General features: G+C 73.4%; 15 protein-coding genes and 1 pseudogene. 5 read left to right on the top strand and 11 right to left on the bottom strand.

Annotated features, from left to right (window positions below; all coding sequences use genetic code 11):
- Window positions 1–108 precede the first annotated feature (108 nt).
- A complete protein-coding gene (locus ABII15_RS11435) occupies window positions 109–1563 on the top strand; it encodes an APC family permease (RefSeq protein ID WP_353942188.1) in 1455 nt (484 codons plus the stop codon).
- A gap of 74 nt (window positions 1564–1637) precedes the next feature.
- Window positions 1638–3215: an amidohydrolase gene (locus ABII15_RS11430; RefSeq protein WP_353942187.1), complete on the top strand. Its 1578-nt coding sequence runs from the start codon at window positions 1638–1640 to the stop codon at window positions 3213–3215.
- A 51-nt stretch (window positions 3216–3266) separates the two neighbouring features.
- Here the strand turns inward: ABII15_RS11430 and ABII15_RS11425 are convergent, their stop codons facing one another.
- On the bottom strand, window positions 3267–4133 hold the full coding sequence (locus ABII15_RS11425) for a phosphatase PAP2 family protein (RefSeq protein WP_353942186.1): 867 nt from the start codon (window positions 4131–4133) through the stop codon (window positions 3267–3269).
- Between the two features lie 75 nt (window positions 4134–4208).
- Window positions 4209–4589: pseudogene (locus tag ABII15_RS11420) on the bottom strand (substrate-binding domain-containing protein); the annotation flags it as partial.
- A 325-nt stretch (window positions 4590–4914) separates the two neighbouring features.
- Between ABII15_RS11420 and ABII15_RS11415 the strand changes: the two are divergent.
- Entirely contained in the window at window positions 4915–6543 is a 1629-nt protein-coding gene (locus ABII15_RS11415) for a SpoIIE family protein phosphatase (protein WP_353942185.1), read from the top strand.
- A 44-nt stretch (window positions 6544–6587) separates the two neighbouring features.
- Window positions 6588–6938, top strand: a complete 351-nt coding sequence (locus ABII15_RS11410) for a 5-carboxymethyl-2-hydroxymuconate Delta-isomerase (protein ID WP_353942184.1) — start codon at window positions 6588–6590, stop codon at window positions 6936–6938.
- A 75-nt stretch (window positions 6939–7013) separates the two neighbouring features.
- Here the strand turns inward: ABII15_RS11410 and ABII15_RS11405 are convergent, their stop codons facing one another.
- The 5 genes from ABII15_RS11405 to ABII15_RS11385 all read right to left on the bottom strand — a co-directional run bounded on the left by ABII15_RS11405 (window position 7014) and on the right by ABII15_RS11385 (window position 14859).
- Window positions 7014–7706: a TetR/AcrR family transcriptional regulator gene (locus ABII15_RS11405; protein WP_353942183.1), complete on the bottom strand. Its 693-nt coding sequence runs from the start codon at window positions 7704–7706 to the stop codon at window positions 7014–7016.
- Window positions 7707–7752: 46 nt separating this feature from the next.
- Window positions 7753–8823: a PDR/VanB family oxidoreductase gene (locus tag ABII15_RS11400; protein ID WP_353942182.1), complete on the bottom strand. Its 1071-nt coding sequence runs from the start codon at window positions 8821–8823 to the stop codon at window positions 7753–7755.
- Window positions 8820–9713 carry a metal-dependent hydrolase gene (locus tag ABII15_RS11395; protein ID WP_353942181.1) on the bottom strand — a complete coding sequence of 298 codons (894 nt, stop codon included), beginning with the start codon at window positions 9711–9713 and terminating at the stop codon, window positions 8820–8822. The genes ABII15_RS11400 and ABII15_RS11395 overlap by 4 nt, the downstream gene beginning before the upstream one ends.
- 91 nt (window positions 9714–9804) lie before the next feature.
- Window positions 9805–11691: a hypothetical protein gene (locus ABII15_RS11390; RefSeq protein ID WP_353942180.1), complete on the bottom strand. Its 1887-nt coding sequence runs from the start codon at window positions 11689–11691 to the stop codon at window positions 9805–9807.
- Window positions 11692–11751: 60 nt separating this feature from the next.
- Window positions 11752–14859 (bottom strand): alpha-N-acetylglucosaminidase, encoded by a 3108-nt coding sequence (locus ABII15_RS11385; protein ID WP_353942179.1) that lies wholly within the window; start codon window positions 14857–14859, stop codon window positions 11752–11754.
- Between the two features lie 129 nt (window positions 14860–14988).
- On the opposite strand from ABII15_RS11385, the gene ABII15_RS11380 reads away from it, so the two are divergent.
- On the top strand, window positions 14989–15438 hold the full coding sequence (locus ABII15_RS11380; RefSeq protein ID WP_353942178.1) for a hypothetical protein: 450 nt from the start codon (window positions 14989–14991) through the stop codon (window positions 15436–15438).
- Between the two features lie 33 nt (window positions 15439–15471).
- On the opposite strand, the gene ABII15_RS11375 is transcribed toward ABII15_RS11380, so the two are convergent.
- The 4 genes from ABII15_RS11375 to ABII15_RS11360 all read right to left on the bottom strand — a co-directional run bounded on the left by ABII15_RS11375 (window position 15472) and on the right by ABII15_RS11360 (window position 19733).
- Window positions 15472–16986, bottom strand: coding sequence for a DUF1996 domain-containing protein (locus ABII15_RS11375; RefSeq protein ID WP_353942177.1), 1515 nt, complete (start codon window positions 16984–16986; stop codon window positions 15472–15474).
- A 137-nt stretch (window positions 16987–17123) separates the two neighbouring features.
- Window positions 17124–17774: a response regulator transcription factor gene (locus ABII15_RS11370; RefSeq protein ID WP_353942176.1), complete on the bottom strand. Its 651-nt coding sequence runs from the start codon at window positions 17772–17774 to the stop codon at window positions 17124–17126.
- Window positions 17765–19024: a sensor domain-containing protein gene (locus tag ABII15_RS11365; RefSeq protein ID WP_353942175.1), complete on the bottom strand. Its 1260-nt coding sequence runs from the start codon at window positions 19022–19024 to the stop codon at window positions 17765–17767. The genes ABII15_RS11370 and ABII15_RS11365 overlap by 10 nt, the downstream gene beginning before the upstream one ends.
- A 151-nt stretch (window positions 19025–19175) precedes the next feature.
- A complete protein-coding gene (locus tag ABII15_RS11360) occupies window positions 19176–19733 on the bottom strand; it encodes a winged helix-turn-helix domain-containing protein (RefSeq protein WP_353942174.1) in 558 nt (185 codons plus the stop codon).
- Window positions 19734–19804: the final 71 nt, after the last annotated feature.

Raw genomic sequence — 19804 nt, 5'->3', positions numbered from 1 at the left:
GTATCCCCAACGGGAGGTTACATTGCGGAAACCGAAAGGCTTTAGGTTTACCCGCTCCCGCCCTTTCCCCGTCCTCTGCTGCCCGCCACCAGAAGGGCCTCCTTCCGCATGCCCGCAACCTCCCCGAAGACCGTCACGGCGGCCCCGCCCGCCCCCGCCGAGCCCGGCCTGCGCACGGGTTCCCTCGGCACCGCCGACATCGCGTTCTTCGTCGTCTCCGCCGCCGCCCCGCTCACCGTCATGGCAGGCGTCGCCCCGCTCGCCATCGCCCTCGGCGGCATCGGCGCCCCGGCCGGCTACCTCCTGGCCGGCCTCACCCTCGCCGTCTTCGCCATCGGCTTCACCGCGATGAGCCGCCACGTCACCGGCGGCGGCGCCTTCTACGCGTACATCACCCAGGGCCTCGGCCGCCCGGCCGGCATCGGCGCCGCGCTGCTCGCCATGATCGGCTACAACGGCATGGAGATCGGCGTCTACGGACTGCTCGGCTCCGCCACCCAGGACACGGTCCACGCCCTCTTCGGCGCCGACATCCCCTGGCTCCCGGTCTCCCTGATCGGCCTGGCCGTCATCTGGTACGGCGGCTTCCGCTCCATCGACTTCGGCGCCAAGCTGCTCGGCGTCCTGCTCGTCGCCGAGACCGGCATCCTCGTACTCCTCGCGGCCGGAGTCCTCCTCAAGGGCGGCGCACACGGCCTCTCCCTGGCCTCCTTCGCCCCCGGCAACGTCCTCGTGCCCGGCACCGCGGCCGTACTGGCCTTCGCCTTCGCGGCGTTCACCGGTTTCGAGTCGACCGTCATCTACCGCCGCGAGGCCCGCGACCCGGACCGCACGGTGCCCCGCGCCACGTACATCGCGGTCGCCTTCCTCGGCCTCTTCTACGCGTTCACGGTCTGGATCGCCATCCAGTCCTTCGGCGACGCGCGCGTGGTGAAGGAGGCGGGCAGCAACCCCGCCGACCTCTTCTTCACCGCGATCACCACCTTCGTCGGCGGCTGGGCGGCCGACGTGATGCACGTCCTCATCGTCACCAGCGTCATCGCCTCCCTCCTCGCCTTCCACAACGCGATCAACCGGTACGGTCTCGCCCTCGCCGACGAGGGCGTCCTGCCGCGCTCCTTCGGCCGGATCCACCCCCGGCACGGCTCCCCGTACATGGCGGGTCTCGCGCAGAGCGCCCTCGGCGCCGTCGTCGTCCTCGTCTTCTGGGCGGCCGGTCTCGACCCGTACGCGCAACTGCTGCTGTGGGTGAACACCCCGGGCATGCTGGGCCTGATGGCCCTGCAACTCCTCGCGGCGATCGCCGTCCCGTTCTTCTTCCGCCGCATCACCCACCAGGAGGGCGTCCTGCGCACGGTCGTGGCCCCCGTGGCGGCGACGCTCCTGCTCGGCGCCGCGATAGCCCTGGTGATCAGCCACATCGACCTCTTCACCGGGGCGTCCCCGCTGGCGAACGCGGTGATGGTCGCGGTGGCCCCCGCCGTCTTCGTCCTGGGCTTCCCCCTGGCCCACCGCCTGAAGCGCACCCGACCCGAGGTCTACGAACAGTTCGGCCAGTCATAGCCGACGCCCCGGGGCTCCGCCCCGCAAGGGGCGCGGGGAACTGCGCGACCAGCCACCACGAAACGGAGAGCCACATGGCACCCCAGGCCGACCTCCTCCTCACCAACGCCCACCTCCGCACCATGACCGGCCAGGAGCCGGAGGCCACCGCCCTCGCGGTCACCGACGGCCGCATCACCGCCATCGGCGACACCGCCACCCTGGTCCAGGACTGCGCGGGCCCCCGCACGGAACGCCTGGACCTCGCGGGAGCGACCGTCACCCCGGGCCTCGTCGACTCCCACAGCCACCCGGTCTGGGGCCTGCGCATGGCGACCGGCGCCGACCTCACCGGCGTACAGGACCTCGACGCGCTGCGGGACGCCCTGCGCCGCGCGGAGCGGATCGACGGCTGGGTCGTCGGCTGGGGCCTCGACCACAACGCGTTCGGCGGCCGCCCCCTCCACCGCGACCTCGTCGAGGACGTCCTCGACGGCGCCCCGACCTTCCTGCGCCTGTACGACGGCCACTCCGCCCTCGTCAGCGGCGCCGCCCTCACCGCCGCCGGCATCACCGGCCCGCGCTCCTTCGCCCAGCGCTCCGAGATCGTCCGCGGCCCCGACGGCCGCCTCACCGGGCACCTGATCGAGCACGCGGCCATGGACCTGGTCGACGCGGTCGTGCCCACACCCTCGTACGAGGAACGCCGCACGGGCCTCGTCGACCTGCTCACCGCCATGGCCGCCACCGGCCTCACCGGCGCCCACGTCATGGACGGCTCCGGCCTCGACCTGCTCGCCGCGGTCGAGGAGGAGACCGAGCTCCCGCTGCGCCTGACCCTCGCGCCCTGGTGCATGCCGGGCGTCGACGCGGCCGGCCTCGACGAACTGGTCGCGCTCCAGCGTGAGCGCGGCCGGAACTGGCGGGTCGGCGGCGTCAAGTTCTTCATGGACGGCACCGTCGAGGGCGGCACCGCCTGGCTGGAGCACCCCGACTGCCACGGGCAGGGGACCGAGGCGTTCTGGCCGGACCCGGCCGCGTACAGCGCCGCCGTACGGCACCTGCACGCCGCCGGGGTGCGCACCGCCACCCACGCCATCGGCGACGCCGCCGTGCGGCACGTCCTGGACACCGTCGAGGCACTCGGCGCGAGCGGCCGCGGCGCCCACCGGATCGAGCACATCGAGTCCGTGCCCGACGACACCCTGCCGCGGTTCGCCGCGCTCGGCGTCACCGCGTCCATGCAGCCGCCGCACACCGCGTACACGAAGGGTGACCACAGCGACGAGTGGTCCAAGCGGCTCGGCGACGAGCGGGCGGCCCGCGCCTGGCGCACCCGCGACCTGCGCGCCGCGGGCGCCACCCTCGCCCTGGGCTCGGACTGGCCGATCGCCCCCTACGACGTACGGCGGGTCCTCGCCATGGCCCGGGTGCCCGAGGGCGCCGCCGGGCCGGGACAGGGCCTCACCGGGCTCGAAGCACTCGAAGGAGTGACGGCGCACGCGGCGGCCGCGGCCGGGGAGGCGGACACGACGGGCCGGATCGCCGTCGGACTCCGCGCCGACCTCACCGTGCTCGGCCTGGACCCGGTGACCGCACCGGCCGACGAACTGGCCGAGGCGCCCGTGCTGCTGACCACCGTGGGCGGCAGGATCACGCACCGCACCCGGTGAACAGAACGCGCCTTCTACAGGATCTTCTACAGGATCTGCGGAGAAATCGCCCTAGGCCTTGATCGGCAAACCTGGATGCCGCGTCTCCACGAGGCGCGGCAGCGCGTACGGCAGCGCCCCGTACCAGAGCCGCGCCACCAGGAAGCCGAACGCCAGGCAGAGCATGCCGCCCACCGCGTCCAGCCAGAAGTGGTTCGCCGTCGCCACGATGACCGTCAGGGTCGCCGCGGGGTAGAGCAGGCCGAGGATCCTCGCCCAGGGCGCCGAGGCGAGCGCGAAGATCGTCAGGCCGCACCAGAGCGACCAGCCGATGTGCATCGAGGGCATGGCCGCGTACTGGTTCGACATGTTCTTCAGGTTCCCGGAGGCCATCGAGCCCCAGGTGTGGTGCACCGCGACCGTGTCGACGAAGTGGCCGCCGGTCATCAGGCGCGGCGGGGCCAGCGGGAAGAAGTAGTAGCCGACCAGGGCGACCGCCGTCGTCGCGAACAGCACGAGCCGGGTCGCCGCATAGCGGCCCGGATGGCGGCGGAACAGCCACACCAGCACCCCGAGCGTGATCACGAAGTGGAGGGTCGCGTAGTAGTAGTTCATTCCGACGATGAGCCAAGTCACCGCGTTCAGCCCGTGGTTGACGCTCTGCTCCACGGCGATGCCGAGATGCTGCTCCACGGACCAGATCCAGTCCGCGTTGCGCAGCGCCTTCGCCTTCTGCTCCGGGACCGCGTTGCGGATCAGGGAGTACGTCCAGTAGCTCACCGCGATCAGCAGGATCTCGAACCAGAGCCGGGGTCTCCGCGGCACACGCAGGCGGCGCAGGAAGCCCTGGGCGCCTCGCGTCGCGCGGGTTCTCTCCGCGGCGGGCGAGGCGGCGGGTCCTGGTCGGCCGTCCAGTGTTGTCACGGTCGTTTCACCCATAGTCACCGAGTCTGCCAGATTTCCGGCCCCCGCCAGATCATCCCTCGGTCGGGTCACGACCGCACCCGCTACGCCCTACGGACGAGGCCGGACCCCAGGGGACGAGGCCGTCGACCCCCGGAACACCAGCTCCGGCATGAACACGAATGCACTCCGGGGAGCAAGCGTCCCGGCCACCTCTTCGGGCAGCGTGTCGACGGCGGCCCGGCCCATGGCCTGCACCGGCTTGCGGATCGTGGTCGGCGGTGGGTCGGTGAACACGCTGAGCGGAGAGTCGCCGAAACCGGCCACGGAGACGTCCCCGGGCGCGTCCAGCCCCCGCTCGCGCACCGCCCCGACCGCCCGGAGCGCCATCATGTCGCTCGCGCGGACCACGGCCGTGCGGCCCCGCTCCAGCGGCGCCGCGGCCACCGCCCGGCCACCCTCCCGTGTGTACGGAGAGTGTTCGACGAGGTCCCGCCCGCTCCACCTCCTCGGGCGGCAGCCCTGAGGCATGCGCTCCGAGCGTTTCTCCCATGAGCGGCGGCGTCCAGCCCTGCCGGGGCAGCGCCTGCACGACGACCTGGGCGCCGGTCACCCGGCGTATGGCCCACCGAACGCCCCGTCGTACAACTACCGTGCGCACGAAGGATGTTGGCGGTGCGGCGAGGTCGGGGCGGGGGCATCACCACCCGGAACGGTGAAGGCCCGCGAACGGCCGACACGCCCCTTGCGGACGGCGGTATTTTGGAGGTGCGGGCCGACGGAGCCCGCACCGGTCCGCCGCGAGGGGCTGTTGCATGTGAGCGCCACCGCCCTGGATCCCCGAGCCGGGGAGCGCAGTACGGTCCTGGTGGTCGACGACACCGCCGCGAACCGCTTCGCGCTGAGCGCCGTGCTCCGGCGCGCCGGGCATGTCGTCGTGCCCGTGGCCTCCGCCGGAGAGGCCCTGCTCGAACTCGACGTGCGGCTGCGGGCCGGCTGCCTGCCCGACGTGGCGCTCGTCGACGTGGGACTGCCCGACCTCAGCGGCTTCGAACTGTGCCGCAGGGTCAAGGCCCTGCCCTCCCTGGCCGGCATCCCCGTCGTCCACTTCTCCGCCCGGCCCTCGGCCTCCCTCGACCGCTGCCAGGGGCTCGACGCGGGCGGCGAGGCGTATCTGACGGTGCCCGCGGAGCCGGAGGAGATCCGCGCCGTGGTCCGGGCGGCGCTGCGCGGCGCCCGCGAACTCACCGACGCGCAGGACCAGTTCACCCGCCTCGCCCTGCTCTCCGAAGCCGTCGTCGAGGTGCAGGGCGCCCGCTGCCTCGCCGAGCTGGCCGCCGCCGCGGCGGACGCGGCCGACCGGCTCACCGGGCACCCGGCCGCCGTGTTCGTCCTCGGCGGCGATAGCGACGTGCAGGTCGGCCTGTCCCGGCAGGCCACGCGCACCGGGCCGCCCGGCGCCCGTGACGAGGAGCGGGCCGCCGCCCTGGTCCGGCGGGTGCTGTGCGCCCGGGGCGGGATCCGTTCCGTCGTCCTGCCCGGCGCGCTGTGGCCCGCCGGGTACGTCGGCCCCGGCGACGTCCGGCTGGTCCTCGCCCGCAGCCGCGACGGCCTCTCGGTGTGCCTGGTCACCCCCGTCCGCGCCGACGCGGGCCGGCGGATCGGCCCGCTCGTCACCCAGCTGGCGCGGGCCGCCGTGCTCGCCGCCGAACCCCTCCTCCGGTACGAGCAGGAGCGTCACGTGGCCCTGACCCTGCAACGCAGCTTCCTGCCCGCCCAGTTGCCCCGCATGCCCGGAGTCGAGGTCGCCTTCCGCTACGAACCCGCCTCCCAACAGGCCGAGATCGGCGGCGACTTCTACGCCGCGCTGCCCACCCCCGCCGGCGTCCTCGCCGGGATCGGCGACGTGGTCGGGCACTCCCTCGACGCCGCCACCGTGATGGTCGAGATCCGGCACGCGCTGCGCGCCTACAGCATCGAGGACCCGCGGCCCGGCCGGCTGGTGGAGCGCATCGACCGGATGCTCCAGCACTACCACCCGGACACCACGGCGACCCTGTGCCTGGTCCTCGTCGACCCCGCGACGGGCCGCGTCCAGGTGGCGAACGCGGGACACATCCCGCCGCTGATCCTCCCCGAGCGCGGCACGCCCCGCTACGCCGAGGCCGCGGGCCCGCTGCTCGGCCTCGGCCTCGCGCACCCCGAGCCCGCCGAACTTGTCCTCGCGCCCGGCGACCGGCTGCTCATGGTCACCGACGGCCTCATCGAGACCCGCGGCACCGATCTGGCCGTCTCCATGGAGCAGTTGCGCGGCGCCGCGGCCGTCGCCCCGGCCGGACCCGACGCCCTCTGCGACACCCTGATGTCCTGCTTCGGCCGGGACCGCGCCGACGACATCGCCCTGCTCGCGCTCCGCCTCAGTCCCGGGGTCTCTCCGGCGGCGTGACAGGGTGAGGGCGACACATCCGCACCGGACCCCACGGAGCCCCCATGCCGAACATCACCGTCGACCACTCCGCCGGTCTCGACGACCGCATCGACCGCGCGGGGCTGGCCGGCGCCGTGCACCAGGCCTGCGTCGACACCGTGGCCGCCCGCACGGCGGCCTGCAAGACCCGGTTCCGCCGGGCCGACGAGACGGTCGTGGGCGACGGCACCGAGCCGGCGGACCTCGTCCACATCGAGATCGCCCTCCTCGCGGGCCGCACCGAGGAGGCCAAGACGGCCCTGGTCGAGTCGGTGCTCGCCCTCCTGCCCACCCACATCAAGAACCCGGAGGGCGCCCACCTCTCGGTGGAGGTGCGAGACCTGGAGCCGACGTACAAGTCAGCACGCGGCTAGGGAGGCTGCGCGTCGGCGCATGCCTCAGGGGCGCGGGGAACCGCGCGACCAGCCACGACGGCGCCGCACCCGAACTCAGGCAGCAACCAACCCGGACAACCGCCCGATCAACTCGGCGAACGGCCCGTCGACCGGCTCCCCGGAGAGAAGGTGGCGCAACAGCGCCGCCATCTCGGAGTCGTACGCGGCGCTGACAGCGGCCAGCGCCGCGAAATCGTGCACCAGCTGAAGCTCCAGCTCCCCCCGGGGAATGCGCCGCCCGTCCAGCCAGATCAGCGCCGTCGACTCGGCCAGCGAGATCCAGGACCGGACGACGAGTTCGAGCCGCGGGGACGGCGACACGATGCCCAGGTGCGCCAGGATCTGCACGTACGCGGCCTGCCGGACGGAGTCGATCAGCGCGTTCGTCGCGGAGGAGCCGACGGCCGGGCCGCCGCGCATCAGCGCCGAGAAACCCGGCCCGTGCTCGTCCACGAAGTCGAAGAAGCGGCCCATGACGCGCAGCAGCCGAGCCCCGAGCGGCCCCTCGCGCGGCTCCTCGAAACGTTCCGCCAGATCCTCGGCGGCCCGCTTCAACGCGGCCTCGTACAGGCTGAGTTTGCCCGGGAAGTAGTGGTAGACCAGCGGCCGTGAGATGCCCGCGGCGGCCGCTATCTCGTCGATGGAGACCTCGTCGGGGGAGCGGTGGCTGAACAGTTCGAGGGCGACCCCGATCAGCTGCCGTCGCCGCTCCTCGACTCCCATTCTGCGCCGCACCCCGGTAGCCATACCGAACACTCTACCGAGCGGATCGCGCCGGTCGCCCCGGTGGTCGCTACAGGTCGAGCACCAGACGTTCACCGCGCGCCCGCGACACGCAGATCAGCATCGAGCCGTCCCGCTCGGCGTCGGTGAGCAGCTCGTCACGGTGGTCGATCTCGCCCTCCAGGACCCGCTGTTGGCACGTCCCGCAGAAGCCCTGCTCGCAGGAGTACGCCACGCCGGGCACCTCCGCGCGGACCGCCGCGAGCACCGTCGACCCGGCGGACACGTCGACGACCTTGCCGCTGCGGCGCAGCTCCACCTCGAACGGGCCGTTGCCGTCGGCGGTGTTGCGGGGCGCGAACCGCTCCAGGTGCAGGGTCCGGCCCTCCGGCAGCGCCGCCTCCACGGCCGCCATCAGCCCCTCGGGCCCGCAGCAGTAGACGGCGGTGCCGGGCGCGGTGGCGGTGAGCGCGGCGCCGAGGTCGGGCAGCCCCGCCTCGTCCTGGGCGACGACCTCCACCCGGTCCCCGCCCAGCTTGGCCACGTCCTCCAGGAACGGCATCGAGGCCCGGCCACGGCCCCCGTACAACAGCCGCCACTCGGCGCCGCGCGCCTCCACCTCGCGCAGCATCGGCAGGATCGGCGTGATCCCGATGCCGCCCGCGACGAACAGGTAGGCGGGCGCGTCGGCGTCCAGCGCGAAGCGGTTGCGCGGCCCGCGCACCTCGATCTCCGTGCCCTCGCGCAGCTGCTCGTGCACCTCGCGCGATCCGCCGCGCCCGCCCTCGGCCTCGGGGATCAGCCGGGTGGCGACGGTGTACGACGAGGAGTCCTCCGGGTCGCCGCACAGCGAGTACTGCCGGACGAGACCGGACGGCAGCACCAGGTCGAGGTGGGCGCCCGGCTGCCAGGCGGGCAGCTCGCGGCCCTCCAGGCGGAGCTGGACGACACCGTCGGCCAACTCCTCGTGGCGTGTGACGGTCAGCCGCAGCGCCCGGGCCCGCGGCCGCCCCGAGACCGGCTCCTCCAGGGCGGGCATCGGCCACAGCGGCGACATCCGCACCCGGCGGCGCAGCGCGCGCCGCACGACGAGCGCGGCGCCCGTGACGAGGGCGGCCCTGGTCAGCGTGCGGGTGTTCATCCGGCGGCTCCGGTCCGGGCGGCGGTACGGGCTTCGGCGGCGGTCGCCGCGGGGGAGGCGGCGAGATAGGCGACGGCCTGCGCGGTGTCGCCCTCCTGCTCCGGGTGGTAACCACGGCTCAGATAGCGGGGTATGGACCGCATCATCGCCCCGGTCGACGGCAGCACGCCCTGCTTGCCGCCCCGGTAGAAGTCCTTGAAGGAGGCCTTGCCGTCGACCAGCGTCGGATCGTTCTCCATGAAGAACCGCGCGCCGCGCTGCCACAGGAAGACCAGCGCCGTGAAGGCGGTGGCCCAGGTGCGCACCCGGCGCCGGTAGCCGCCGTCCAGGTGCTCGAACAGCTCGAAGGCCACCGAGCGGTGCTCGACCTCCTCGGCGCCGTGCCAGCGCAGCAGGTCGAGCATGGTCGGGTCGGCGCCCCGCCGGTCCAGCTCGTCGGCGTTCAGCACCCAGTCGCCGAGGAACGCCGTGTAGTGCTCGATCGCCGCGATCAGCGCGACCCGCTCCATCAGCCACCACTCGCGCGCCCTGCCCGGCGGCAGCGTCCGGTCGCCGAGCAGCTTCTCGAAGAACCAGTCCACCTGGGCCGTGTACGGCGTCGGGTCGAGACCCTGCTCGCGCAGGTGCGGCAGCACCTCGTCATGGGCCTGGGAGTGCATGGCCTCCTGGCCGATGAACCCGATGACGTCCTCCCGCAGCCGGTCGTCCCGTATGAGGGGCAGGACCTGCTTGTACACGTGCACGAACCAGCGCTCACCGGCCGGCAGGAGCAGGTGCAGCACATTGATGGTGTGCGTGGCGAACGGGTCGTCCGGGAGCCAGTGCAGCGGGGTCTTGTCCCAGGCGAAGGACACCTGGCGTGCCTTCAGCGTGACGCGCGTATTAGACATGGCGTCAATGTACTGACGGGTAGACGTGGGGGTACAGCCCTTTGCGGCGACTTTCTTTACGTGATCGTCAGCAAGGGGTCCGCCGGGGACCTCACTTCAGCGTCGTCACCTTGCCGCCGCCTCCCGTGCTCCCGGTCAGTGACACCTTCGCACCCCGCGCCACCTTCACCGCCAGCAGATTCCCCGGCACCGTGGAACCCGCCGCCGTCACGGAGTCGACCTTCTTGCTGCCCGCCGCGACGAGGTACCAGACCCCCGCCCGCGACTTCCAGCGGACCCCGGCCAGGACCAGCGGGTCGCGGGCGCCGCACGCGGGTGAGGTCTGCGACTTCGCGGCGACCACCGAGGCCGTCGCGCCCGGGGTGCGGAACAGGGTGAGGGTGCGCGGGCTGCCGCCCTGCCAGGTCTCGGCGCGGGTGCACACCCACTGCGCGGTGCCGTTGGCCTCGGGCAGCGGCTGCTCCGCGTACGACCAGGAGTTGACCGAGCGCACCCCGTGCGAGCGGGCCGCGGCGAGCGAGCAGGCGGTCGCCGCCCAGTCGGCGGGCGCCGAGTCGTGCGGCGCGTCCGGGCGGCCCGTGGTGAGCCGCGCGGGGACGAGCTCGCCCAGGTCGGAGGTGAGCCGGGTGCCGGTGGCGTCGGTCAGCGCCAGCGCGTTCCACGACGTACAGGACCCGGACAGGGCCGGGCCGGCGAACGGCGCGGTGGTGCCGTCCGCCGAACGGGACAGCTTCTGGGCCGCCGCGTCCGGCTTCAGCAGATCGTGGACGGACGCGGCGGTCACCCAGGGCGCCGTCAGATAGCGGACGTTGCCGTCGGAGCGGTCCAGGACGACGGCGCCCGACTGCGCGGCGTCCGCGCCGTCGACCCGGGCGAAGTCGAGGGCGGCGCCGCTCGTCCCGTCCTTCGGCTCCGCGTACCGGACGACGCGCAGACCGTCGAAGAGGAGGACGACGCGCGCCTGGTCGATCTCGCCCGCGTACAGCAGCTGGGCCGGTCCGGGCGGCGCCCCCGCGGCGGTGCCGGGCGTCGCCGAGACCCGCACGGAACCGCCGGGCCGCGCCCACACCGCGAGGGCGCGGCGCAACAGGTCCTTGTCGCCGGTGAGCGCCCCGCGCGCGGGCCACACCGAGAAGTCGGTGCGCGGGGAGCTCTCCCAGGCCGTCGGGGCCACCCGCGTCAGCTTCGCCGGATCCAGCGCGGCCTGCCCCGCCGGGTTCAGGGCGTACGGGGGCGCCGCCGCGCCGTCGGGCCCCCAGCTCTCGCCGCCGGGCAGCCCGAGCAGCGCCCCGCACACCACGACCGCGGCGAGCCCGGCGACGGCCGCCTTCGCGTGCTGGCGGCGGCGCATCAGGTCGGTGGGGCGGGCGTGCAGCGAGCACGGGTCGAACTCCGGGGAGGCCAGCAGCGCGGGCTGTGCCTCGACGGTCGCCGCCGTGCCCAGCGCCGTCGCGACGACGTCGGGGGTGCAGCCCGCGGCCAGCAGCGTCGTACGGATCGCGGAGTCGTCGAGCCGCTCCAGGCCGCGCAGCACGTACGCCGCGCGCGCCGGGCCGTCGAGCGCGGACAGCCGCTGGTCCAGGGCGAGTTCATCGGCGCCCCCGGACTTCGGGAACAGCCGCAGCCCCCACACCTGCGGCAGCAGCGGCGGCAGCTGGGCCCGCTTGGGCCAGGCCGCGCGGCGCAGCGGAAGCCCGGCCTCCAGCGCGCTGCGCAGCACCCGCAGCCGTACGTACGCGTAGCCCGGGTCGCCGCCGGCCGTCGGCGCGGGCGCCGTCCGGCCGCGGGGCAGCGCCCGCTGCGCGACGGAGTGGGCGGTGAGCACCCGGCGGTTGCGGCCCAGGCCCGGCGGCAGCACCAGATAGGCGAGCCGGACCAGGCGCGGATAGTGCTCCACCAGGGCCGCCTCCGCCTGCTCGACGTCGATCACGTCGGCCGGGGCGGGTGCGGCGGGGGACGAGGGCTCGGATTGCTGCACCTTTGACTGCACGTTCAGCTGAACGAGCGAATCATGGGATGGTCACAGCCCCGCGATCCGCTACGTCAGCCGCCAGCCGCTGAACTCCACGGTGCCGCGTGCCCCGTTCCCGCCGTTCGTCGCGCTCATGAACAGGCCCACGTCCTGCGCCGCCGCCGCGCCCGTCAGGGCCGCCGTGGCCACGGTCCGCCAGGTCGTGCCGCCGTCGGTCGAGCACGCGCCGGTGACGGAACCCCCGGCGCGGGTCAGCCGCAGCAGCACCGGGGCCTTGATCCCGGTGATGCGTTTGTACGTGTCCAGGGTGCCGTCACCGTTCGTGTCGTAGGACAGGACGACACCGTTCGACGGCGTGACCGACAGATTGACGAAGCCCGCCGAGCCGGGCGTGGCCAGCGCGTTGCGCACGATGATCCCGGCCCGCGCCCAGGCGCCGGTCACGTCCTGGCCGTCGACGCGGAGCACCACCGACGTACCGTCCCCGAAGGCGCCCGGCCGGTACACCGTCCCGAACTCCGTCGTGCCCTTCCACAGGTCGGCGCCGCCGCCGTCGATCGCGAAGGCGTCCCCCAACTGCCCGAAGAAGGCGCCGTTGTCGGTGTACGTCTTCCAGCCCTCGTCCAGCGGCCCCGCCTCGAACAGGGTGCCCCGGTGCACGGCGGTGATCCGGTCCGCGCCCGCGGGCCCGTAGGCGACGTCGATCTCGTACGGCAGCGGGCGCAGCGGCTTGTCGAGCGGGGCGGCGGGTGCGCTCGCCCGCCAGGCCACCGTGCCCGTGCCCGCCGGGGCGACGCCGCGGAGGTGGGTGGCGCCCTCCGGCTCGGCGTCGATGCCCTTCAGGGTGAAGTCGACGCGGCCCGTGGCGCGCAGCCCGTTGACGTTGCGGAAGGTGGCGGCCACGCGCGCGTGCCCGTTCGGCGGGAACGCGGGCGGCTCCGCCGTGACCGTCACGGAACCCTGGTAGGGGGCGGCCGCCAGCACGTCACGGACCCGGGCGGCCGTCCGGTACGCGTCGCCGTACGGGCGCAGCGGATAGTCCTTGGTCTCCCGCGTCCACGGCTCCTCGAACGCGAACCAGTCCACCGCCGCCGGCTCGCGCCCCGCCGCCAGCGCGTCCTGGAGCTCGTCGAGCCACTTCTGCCAGCGCGGCAGATAGAAGTCGGCCGTCAGGCCGTGCCAGTCGCGGTTGCCGTACTCGTGCAGATTGCCCGGGTCGGAGGTGGCCCGGTCGCCCCACACCGTGATGAGCACCTTGGCGCAGCGTTCGAACTCGGCGCGCTCCGCGGCGCTCGTCGCCAGGTCGCGGGCGTCCTGGATCCACGGGCCGAGCAGGAACGCCGGGTGGGTGCCCGTCACGTCGTCCGACAGCCGCATCAGCTTCAGCCACAGTGCGGCGAGCGCCTTGAACGTCGCCTGGTCCTCCGCCGCGTACGCCGCCTTCAGCTGCGGCAGCAGCTGGCGGCTGCGGTGCGCGAGGGCCTGCCGGGCGACGTCCACCAGGTCGTACTTGTACGCGGAGCTGCCGCGCAGCCCGGCCGATACCCCGAGCAGCCCGGTGAGCGCGGCGTCGAAGCGGGCCGGGTCGTAGGCCAGGGCACGCGGCGCGTAGTAGGCGGCGCGGTCGGCGGACAGGTCGGGGCGGGCGGCGAACAGCGAGTCGTGCGGGTCGGAGCGCTCCACCGCCTTGTGCTGGTACGCCGTCTCGTGCAGCGCCTGCCAGGCGGCGCGGGCGTCCTTGTCCCGGCCGCCGTACCGGAAGTCGGCGTACCCGGCGAACCAGCGTGCCCGGTCCAGGCCGCCGTCCGTCCATGCCAGTTCGGACCACAGCTCGAAGGCGGCCGGGTCGCGGTCGGTGCCCTCGGGCATGTACGCCGTGCCCGCGAGCGCGCTGCCGGGCTTGTCGCGCCAGGCGAAGAACTTCTCCTGCCAGATGTGCGCACGGGCCCCGATCGTGGTGCGGCCGCCGAAGTTCGGGATGGTGCCGAACGCGTACGGGGTGCCCGCCCAGTCCTTCTCCCGGTCGGTGACCGACGTGTACCGGTCCGAGACGCCGTCGACGATCAGCATCTTCTCCTTGTCGACGGCGTCGATCAGCGCGGGCAGCGGGTTCGCCTCCCAGCCGAGGATCACCCAGGTCGCGCCCGGCCGGTTCCTCCGCAGCGCCGTCTCCACCCCGCGCGCCGCGTCCGGCACCGGCACGTCGCCCGCGGTGCCGCCCTCGTGCAGCAGGTCCATCTTGAACGCGTCGATGTCGCCGAACAGGTCCCGCTGATGCCCGTAGAAGGAGTCCGCGACCTTCGCGAACGACTCGGTGCGCGGGTCGAGCCAGTCGGGCCGCTGGAAGCCGTGCCAGACGCCCTGCGGGACGACGTGCGCGTCCCCGCCGTTGCGCTCCACGAAGTCCTTCGGCACGTGCCCGTAGTAGCCGGGCATGACCGGCCGCATGCCGAGCTCGCGCAGCCGGTCGGTGATCTTCCGGCCCAGCGCGGCGCGTTCGGCGATCAGTTCGGCCGAGAGCGGGCCGCCGTACCCGTACAGGTTCTGGAGCAGCCACCACGGCTGGTGGGAGGGGGCGGGCAGCCAGGCCCGCGACTCCTCGTCGCTGTAGCCGAAGTCCTTCAGAACGCGGTGGTAGACGGCCTCCATGCCGGCGATGACCAGCACCTCGTTGCAGCCGTGCAGCGCGAGGACGTCCAGCTCGCGCTCCCAGTACGACCAGCCGGCGAACGGCGCCGTGTAGCCGTCGTTGGTGTCGTTCAGCGCGAACCGGTGCGGCAGCGACGTCGCTCTCTCCAGCGGCCGGGACGGCGCCGGGAGCCGCTGGGGCAGGCCGAGCTGGCTGCCGTTCCAGGCGATCTGCGCCCCGCACGTGTACTTCAGGTACCAGTGGACGCCGGCGAGCAGGGTCGCGGGGGTCGTCCCGTACACCTCGACGCGGCCCCGTGTCCCGGACACCCGGAAACGGTCCGCGCCGTCCCGCGCCGGGACCAGGGTGAGCCGGAACTGGTCCGCGTGGTGCGGGAGCAGCCGTTTGAGCGCGGCGCGCGCCGCCGACGTATCAAGGGCCTGAGCGGCATGTGCGGCCGGTGCGCCGAGCCCCACTCCCAGGGCCGAGCCGAGACCGATGGCACCTGCCGTGCCGATGACCGTGCGTCGCGTTGGCGCGGACATACCTGCTACCCCCTGTGCGTCACGGATGGTGCGGCGCACGCTAACCGGGCGCGGGTCCGTGCTCAACGGTGCGCACGGAGCTGGCGGGAACCAGGCGTACCGCCGGTCACTACCGGACAGGAGAGCGCGATGAGGAAGCTGCTGGTGGCAGGGGCGGTACTGGCCGCGGCCGCGGCCGGATGCACCACGGGCGGAGCCCACGGCGACGCACCGAAGATCCCCCGAACGGCCACCGGGACGCTGGAGCAGATCGCCCGCCGCGCGGGCTGCGACCCCGAGGTCCAGACCGATGCCGCGGAATTGCGCCAGGCCACCTGCGGCGCCGGCACCGGCCGCTACGTTCTCGCCACCTTCGCCACCGACCGCGGCCAGACCGAGTGGCTGGACATCGCCGACGACTACGGCGGCGACTATCTCGTGGGCCGCAAGTGGATCGTGGTCGGCCCGGACGCGGTCGTGACGAAGCTGCGCGGCCGGCTCGGCGGGACCGTGGAGCGGGTCTCCTCGCACCACTCGGGGAGTAGCGGTGGTGGGGGTCACGAGGAGGCGCCCGGTTCCGGGCACACGGGTCACCACTGAACCGGCCGCGCAGCAGCCGGGAGGGGCGGCCGGTCAGTTACACCGGTCGCCCCGGTTGATGCAGTTCGTCGCCCGCTGCATCAACTGGTCGGAGAAGACATTGATGAAGTCGTCGTGGTCGGTGACCGGCTTGTGCAGCTGCTCGGGGAAGCCGTCGACCGCGTACGGGTTCTTCACCTGACCGTTCGCGATCCTCGGCGCCGGCACGTCGTACACCAGCCGCATCGTCAGCTGCGGGATCGCCTTGAAATTGGCCGGGCAGTTGCCCTGCGCGTCGGCGAACGCCACATGCGTGCGGTGGTTGGCGCTGTCGATGTTCTGGCCGTCCCAGCAGCTCTGGAACTTGAAGCTGCGCACCACCTGGCTGCCGCGCGGGCAGATCGGGTACTTGTCGGTCAGCTGCCGGTTCTCGAAGCCGGTGCAGCTCCAGTGTGCGTTGGCGTTCGCGGTGCCGTTGGTGAACGCCTTGGCGTCACCGGTGATGATCCGCAGGAACTTCGGCATCGCGACGACCTTGCCGCGCGGGCTGCCGACGAACTTGATGCTCGCCTTCCGCACCTGGAGGATCTTGCCGACGTTCCCCTCCTTGCCGCCGCCGTCCTGGTTCGCGTCGGCCTCCTGCGTGCCGTCCTGCACGCGCAGCACCGGCCAGTAGTACGTCGACTTGTCGCCCTGGTTGCGGCAGCTGGTGGCGGCGCCCGCGAAGGTGTCGTTGCTGGCGAACGCGTTGTTGCTCTGGTTGCCGACGTAGTCGTGCATGTGGTGCGCGCCGTTGGTGACACCGGGGGCGACGATCACGTTGTCGCTGTTGCGGAGCTTGTTGGCGTTGGTGCCGCACGCGGTGGTGAAGGTGCCGGTCGAGGCGCCGCGGCCGTTCCTGGCCTGCTGCACGTTCGGCTGGACCTTGGTGATGTCCTGGAAGTCGTCCGCCACCGGGCCGCCCGTGGCGCCGCCCTGCTGCGGGGGTGCCGAGGCGGCGGGCGGGGCTGCGGAGGCGGGCGCCGAGGCGCCGCCGGCGGGGTCCGCGGACGGCGGGGCGGCCGGGGCGGGGGAGTCGCCGCCGTTGTCGTCCGTGGCGCGCTGGGTGCACTGCGCCATCCCGCCGAGCCCCTGCGGCGCGCTGCCGCCCGAGCGCCGGATGTCCTGCCCGATCCGGTCCAGCGCGGCGCCGCGCTTCGCCTTCAGCGGGCCCAGGACGCTGTTCTGGACCCAGCCGGGGTCCTGGGCGGCGGCGTCCCGGTTCTGGGCGAGGCGCTGGAAGGCCTGGGTGATCTGGGTGTCCATGGCGGCCAGTTCGCCGTCCACCCGGCCGCGGGCGCCGTCCGGCACGTCGGGCAGCGCGGTGCCGACGTCCGGGCAGTCGATGGTGGTCGTCTTCGCTACGACGCCGCTGCCGCTCTGCTGTCCGGTGTCCGCGGAGTTCTCTTCGTGGGCCTGCGCGTAGACGTTCACCGCTACCAGCCCACCTCCGCCCAGGAGCAGTGCGGCCGACGCGATGGTCATGCGCGTCGCCAGCGATGAGCGCCTTTTCCGTGAGGTGCGTCCCATGGGTCTACGTACGCAACGGTGGGCCCGCGCGTTCAACGGAGCCCGTGATTTTGCCTCCCCCCGTCTTGGGCAGTCTGCCGTGCCGCGTCGTTCGCGGGTGCGGCCCGGTGGGGCTTCTCGCGCAGTTCCCCGCGCCCCTACAGGGCTCGGTCCAGGTAGGCCAGGACTGCCAGGACTCGGCGGTTGTCGTCGTCCGAGATCGCCAGGTCCAGCTTCGTGAAGATGTTGGAGGTGTGCTTCGCGATCGCCCGCTCGGTGACGACCAGTTGCGCCGCGATCGCCGCGTTCGACCGGCCCTGCGCCATCAGCTCCAGAACCTCCAGCTCGCGCGGAGTGAGCCCGCCCAACGGCTCCCGCACCGCCCGCCGCGCGAGCAACTGCTGAATCACCACCGGGTCCATCGCCGTGCCGCCCGCGGCCACCCGCCGCACCGCGTCGACGAACTGCTCCGCGTCGAACACCCGGTCCTTCAGCAGGTACCCCACCCCGCCGTTCCCGTCCGCCAGCAGCTCGCGCGCGTACAACTGCTCCACGTGCTGGGACAGCACCAGCACCGGCAGCCCGGGCCGCGCCCGCCGCGCGGCGAGCGCGCACTGCAACCCCTCGTCGGTGTGCGAGGGCGGCAGCCGTACGTCGACGACGGCGACGTCCGGCGCCAACTCCGCCAGCGCCTTGGTGAGTTCGGGCCCGCTCTCCACGGCGGCCGCGATCTCGAAGTCGTAGGCCTCAAGCATCCGCACGAGCCCGTCCCGCAACAGGAACAGGTCTTCGGCCAGGACTACACGCACGGGATCTCCATGGTCACCATGGTCGGACCGCCCGCGGGGGAGCTGACGGCGAGGACACCGTCGAATGTAGCGAGCCGGCGCTCCACCCCGCCGAGCCCGCCGCCGTCCCGGAGCACGGCGCCGCCCCTGCCGTTGTCGGTGACGGCGATGCGCAGATGGCCGTCGGTGTGGCTGATGTCGACCCATATCCGGTCCGCGCCCGCGTGCTTCACCGCGTTCGTCAGCGCTTCGCTGATCGCGAAGTACGCGGCCGACTCCACCGGCGCCTCGGCCCGCCCGGCCTGCTCCACCTCCACCTCCGTCGCGACGGGCAGCCGCAGCGCCAGCGCCTTCACGGCGTCGCCGAGTCCGCGCTCGGCGAGCACCGGCGGATGGATGCCGCGGACCAGGTCGCGCAGCTCGGTGAGCGCGTCGGCGGACGACTGCCGGGCCCGCGCGAGCAGCTCCTTCGCCTTGGCCGGATCCTTCTCGACCAGCGCCTCGATCGTGCCCAGATCCATGCCCATCGCGACGATCCTGGCCTGTGCCCCGTCGTGCAGATCGCGCTCGATGCGGCGCAGCTCGGCCGCCGAGGTGTCCACGGCGTCGCGCCGCGTCTCGGTCAGCACCCGCACCCGCTCCGCGAGTTCACCGTCCGCCGGGGCCAGCACGGACCGCGTCAGGAGGAAGTGCACCCGCAGCAGGGCGGGGGCGGTGCGGAGCCCGGTGGCGAGGAGCGCCGTCGCGAGCAGGGCCGCCAGCAGGGCTGAGCCCTCACCGCTGATCGGCACGAACCCGTACCACCAGCCGACACGGGAGCCGTCGGTGAAGACCCGCCACAGGCCGGCCGCGAGCGCGTATCCCTCGAGCGGATAGAGGATCAGCGTCGCGGGCAGCAGTGCCGTCACGAACCCGGCCGTCATGTCGGCGAGCAGCCACCGCAGATCCCGCCAGGTCGCCGGATCGCCGAGCATCAGCCGGCATCGCTCCAACTGCCCGACGATCCCGCCGCGCAGATCGTCGGGGAACGGCCGGTACGCCGCCGGTATGCGCACCCCGCACCACTCGGCGGCGGCCACCCGCCGCCAGTTCGCCCAGTGCCGGACGAGGGTGAGGATCCAGGGTGTGGTCAGGGCCCCGATCCCCACCACTATGAGGACGAGCGAGACGACGGACAGCACGAACAACGTGATCGATCCGGCGAGCCCGACCGCGGCCAGCAACAGCCCCCGCATCCCTGCCCCGACAGCACTCCGCACCCGCGCACCCATCCCGCACCCCGTCCCGCTCCGCCGTCCGTCCCACTGCCCGTCCCGCTGTCCTCACAGTGTGGCCGCCGCGGCGGCCCGGGGCAGTAGCACGGGCACCCGTCCCGGGGGTGTAGCCAGCACTACCCCCGGGCGGGTGACGGGCGCACGGGGCTCAGCGGCCCGCGGGCGGCGCGTACTTGTAGCCGACCCGGCGCACCGTCTGGATCACCTTGCGGTGCTCGGCGCCCAGCTTGCGGCGCAGCCGGGCGACGTGCACGTCCACCGTGCGGCCGTCGCCGACGTGCCCGTAGCCCCACACCGTGGTGACCAGCTGGTCGCGGGAGTGCACCCGGTGCGGATGCGCGACGAGATGCGCCAGCAGCTCGAACTCCAGGTAGGTCAGGTCGAGTTGCCGTCCGTCGACGCTGGCGGTGCGCTCGGCGCCGTCGATGCCGATGAGCGCGTCGCCGTCCTGCCGGACCGGCTCCGCGACGGCGGGCCTGGGCGGCAGCAGCGGCTGCTGGTCGGCCGGTACGAGGACCAGGTAGCCGATCATCGGCGGGTTGCCCGGCAGGGTCGGCAGGGTGTGTGCGGGCGCGGGCAGCAGCGTGGCGCCCGGCGGCAGGAACTCGGACACATCGACCAGGCGGTCCACCTCGTCGCTGCCGACGGCACGCAGCCGGGTACGGGCGGGGGAGGGGGCAACGGAGAGGGAGCGGGCGTGAGCCATGAGTGGTCAACCTTCGCGCGAGAAGCCGTCAGGGAGGACGTACGTCATGCGCGCGGACCGAAGGCCGTCCT

The organism is Streptomyces sp. HUAS MG91 (assembly GCF_040529335.1).
Classification (GTDB): Bacteria; Actinomycetota; Actinomycetes; order Streptomycetales; family Streptomycetaceae; genus Streptomyces; species Streptomyces tabacisoli.
This window is presented reverse-complemented; position numbering and strand designations above follow the sequence as displayed.

Coding starts and splice junctions, on each gene's coding strand:
- ABII15_RS11395 (WP_353942181.1), bottom strand. CDS start 9,713: ATGTCTAATACGCGCGTCACGCTGAAGGCACGCCAGGTGTCCTTCGCC.
- ABII15_RS11400 (WP_353942182.1), bottom strand. CDS start 8,823: ATGAACACCCGCACGCTGACCAGGGCCGCCCTCGTCACGGGCGCCGCG.
- ABII15_RS11405 (WP_353942183.1), bottom strand. CDS start 7,706: ATGGCTACCGGGGTGCGGCGCAGAATGGGAGTCGAGGAGCGGCGACGG.
- ABII15_RS11375 (WP_353942177.1), bottom strand. CDS start 16,986: ATGGGACGCACCTCACGGAAAAGGCGCTCATCGCTGGCGACGCGCATG.
- ABII15_RS11360 (WP_353942174.1), bottom strand. CDS start 19,733: ATGGCTCACGCCCGCTCCCTCTCCGTTGCCCCCTCCCCCGCCCGTACC.
- ABII15_RS11385 (WP_353942179.1), bottom strand. CDS start 14,859: ATGTCCGCGCCAACGCGACGCACGGTCATCGGCACGGCAGGTGCCATC.
- ABII15_RS11365 (WP_353942175.1), bottom strand. CDS start 19,024: ATGGGTGCGCGGGTGCGGAGTGCTGTCGGGGCAGGGATGCGGGGGCTG.
- ABII15_RS11430 (WP_353942187.1), top strand. CDS start 1,638: ATGGCACCCCAGGCCGACCTCCTCCTCACCAACGCCCACCTCCGCACC.
- ABII15_RS11410 (WP_353942184.1), top strand. CDS start 6,588: ATGCCGAACATCACCGTCGACCACTCCGCCGGTCTCGACGACCGCATC.
- ABII15_RS11425 (WP_353942186.1), bottom strand. CDS start 4,133: ATGGGTGAAACGACCGTGACAACACTGGACGGCCGACCAGGACCCGCC.
- ABII15_RS11380 (WP_353942178.1), top strand. CDS start 14,989: ATGAGGAAGCTGCTGGTGGCAGGGGCGGTACTGGCCGCGGCCGCGGCC.
- ABII15_RS11435 (WP_353942188.1), top strand. CDS start 109: ATGCCCGCAACCTCCCCGAAGACCGTCACGGCGGCCCCGCCCGCCCCC.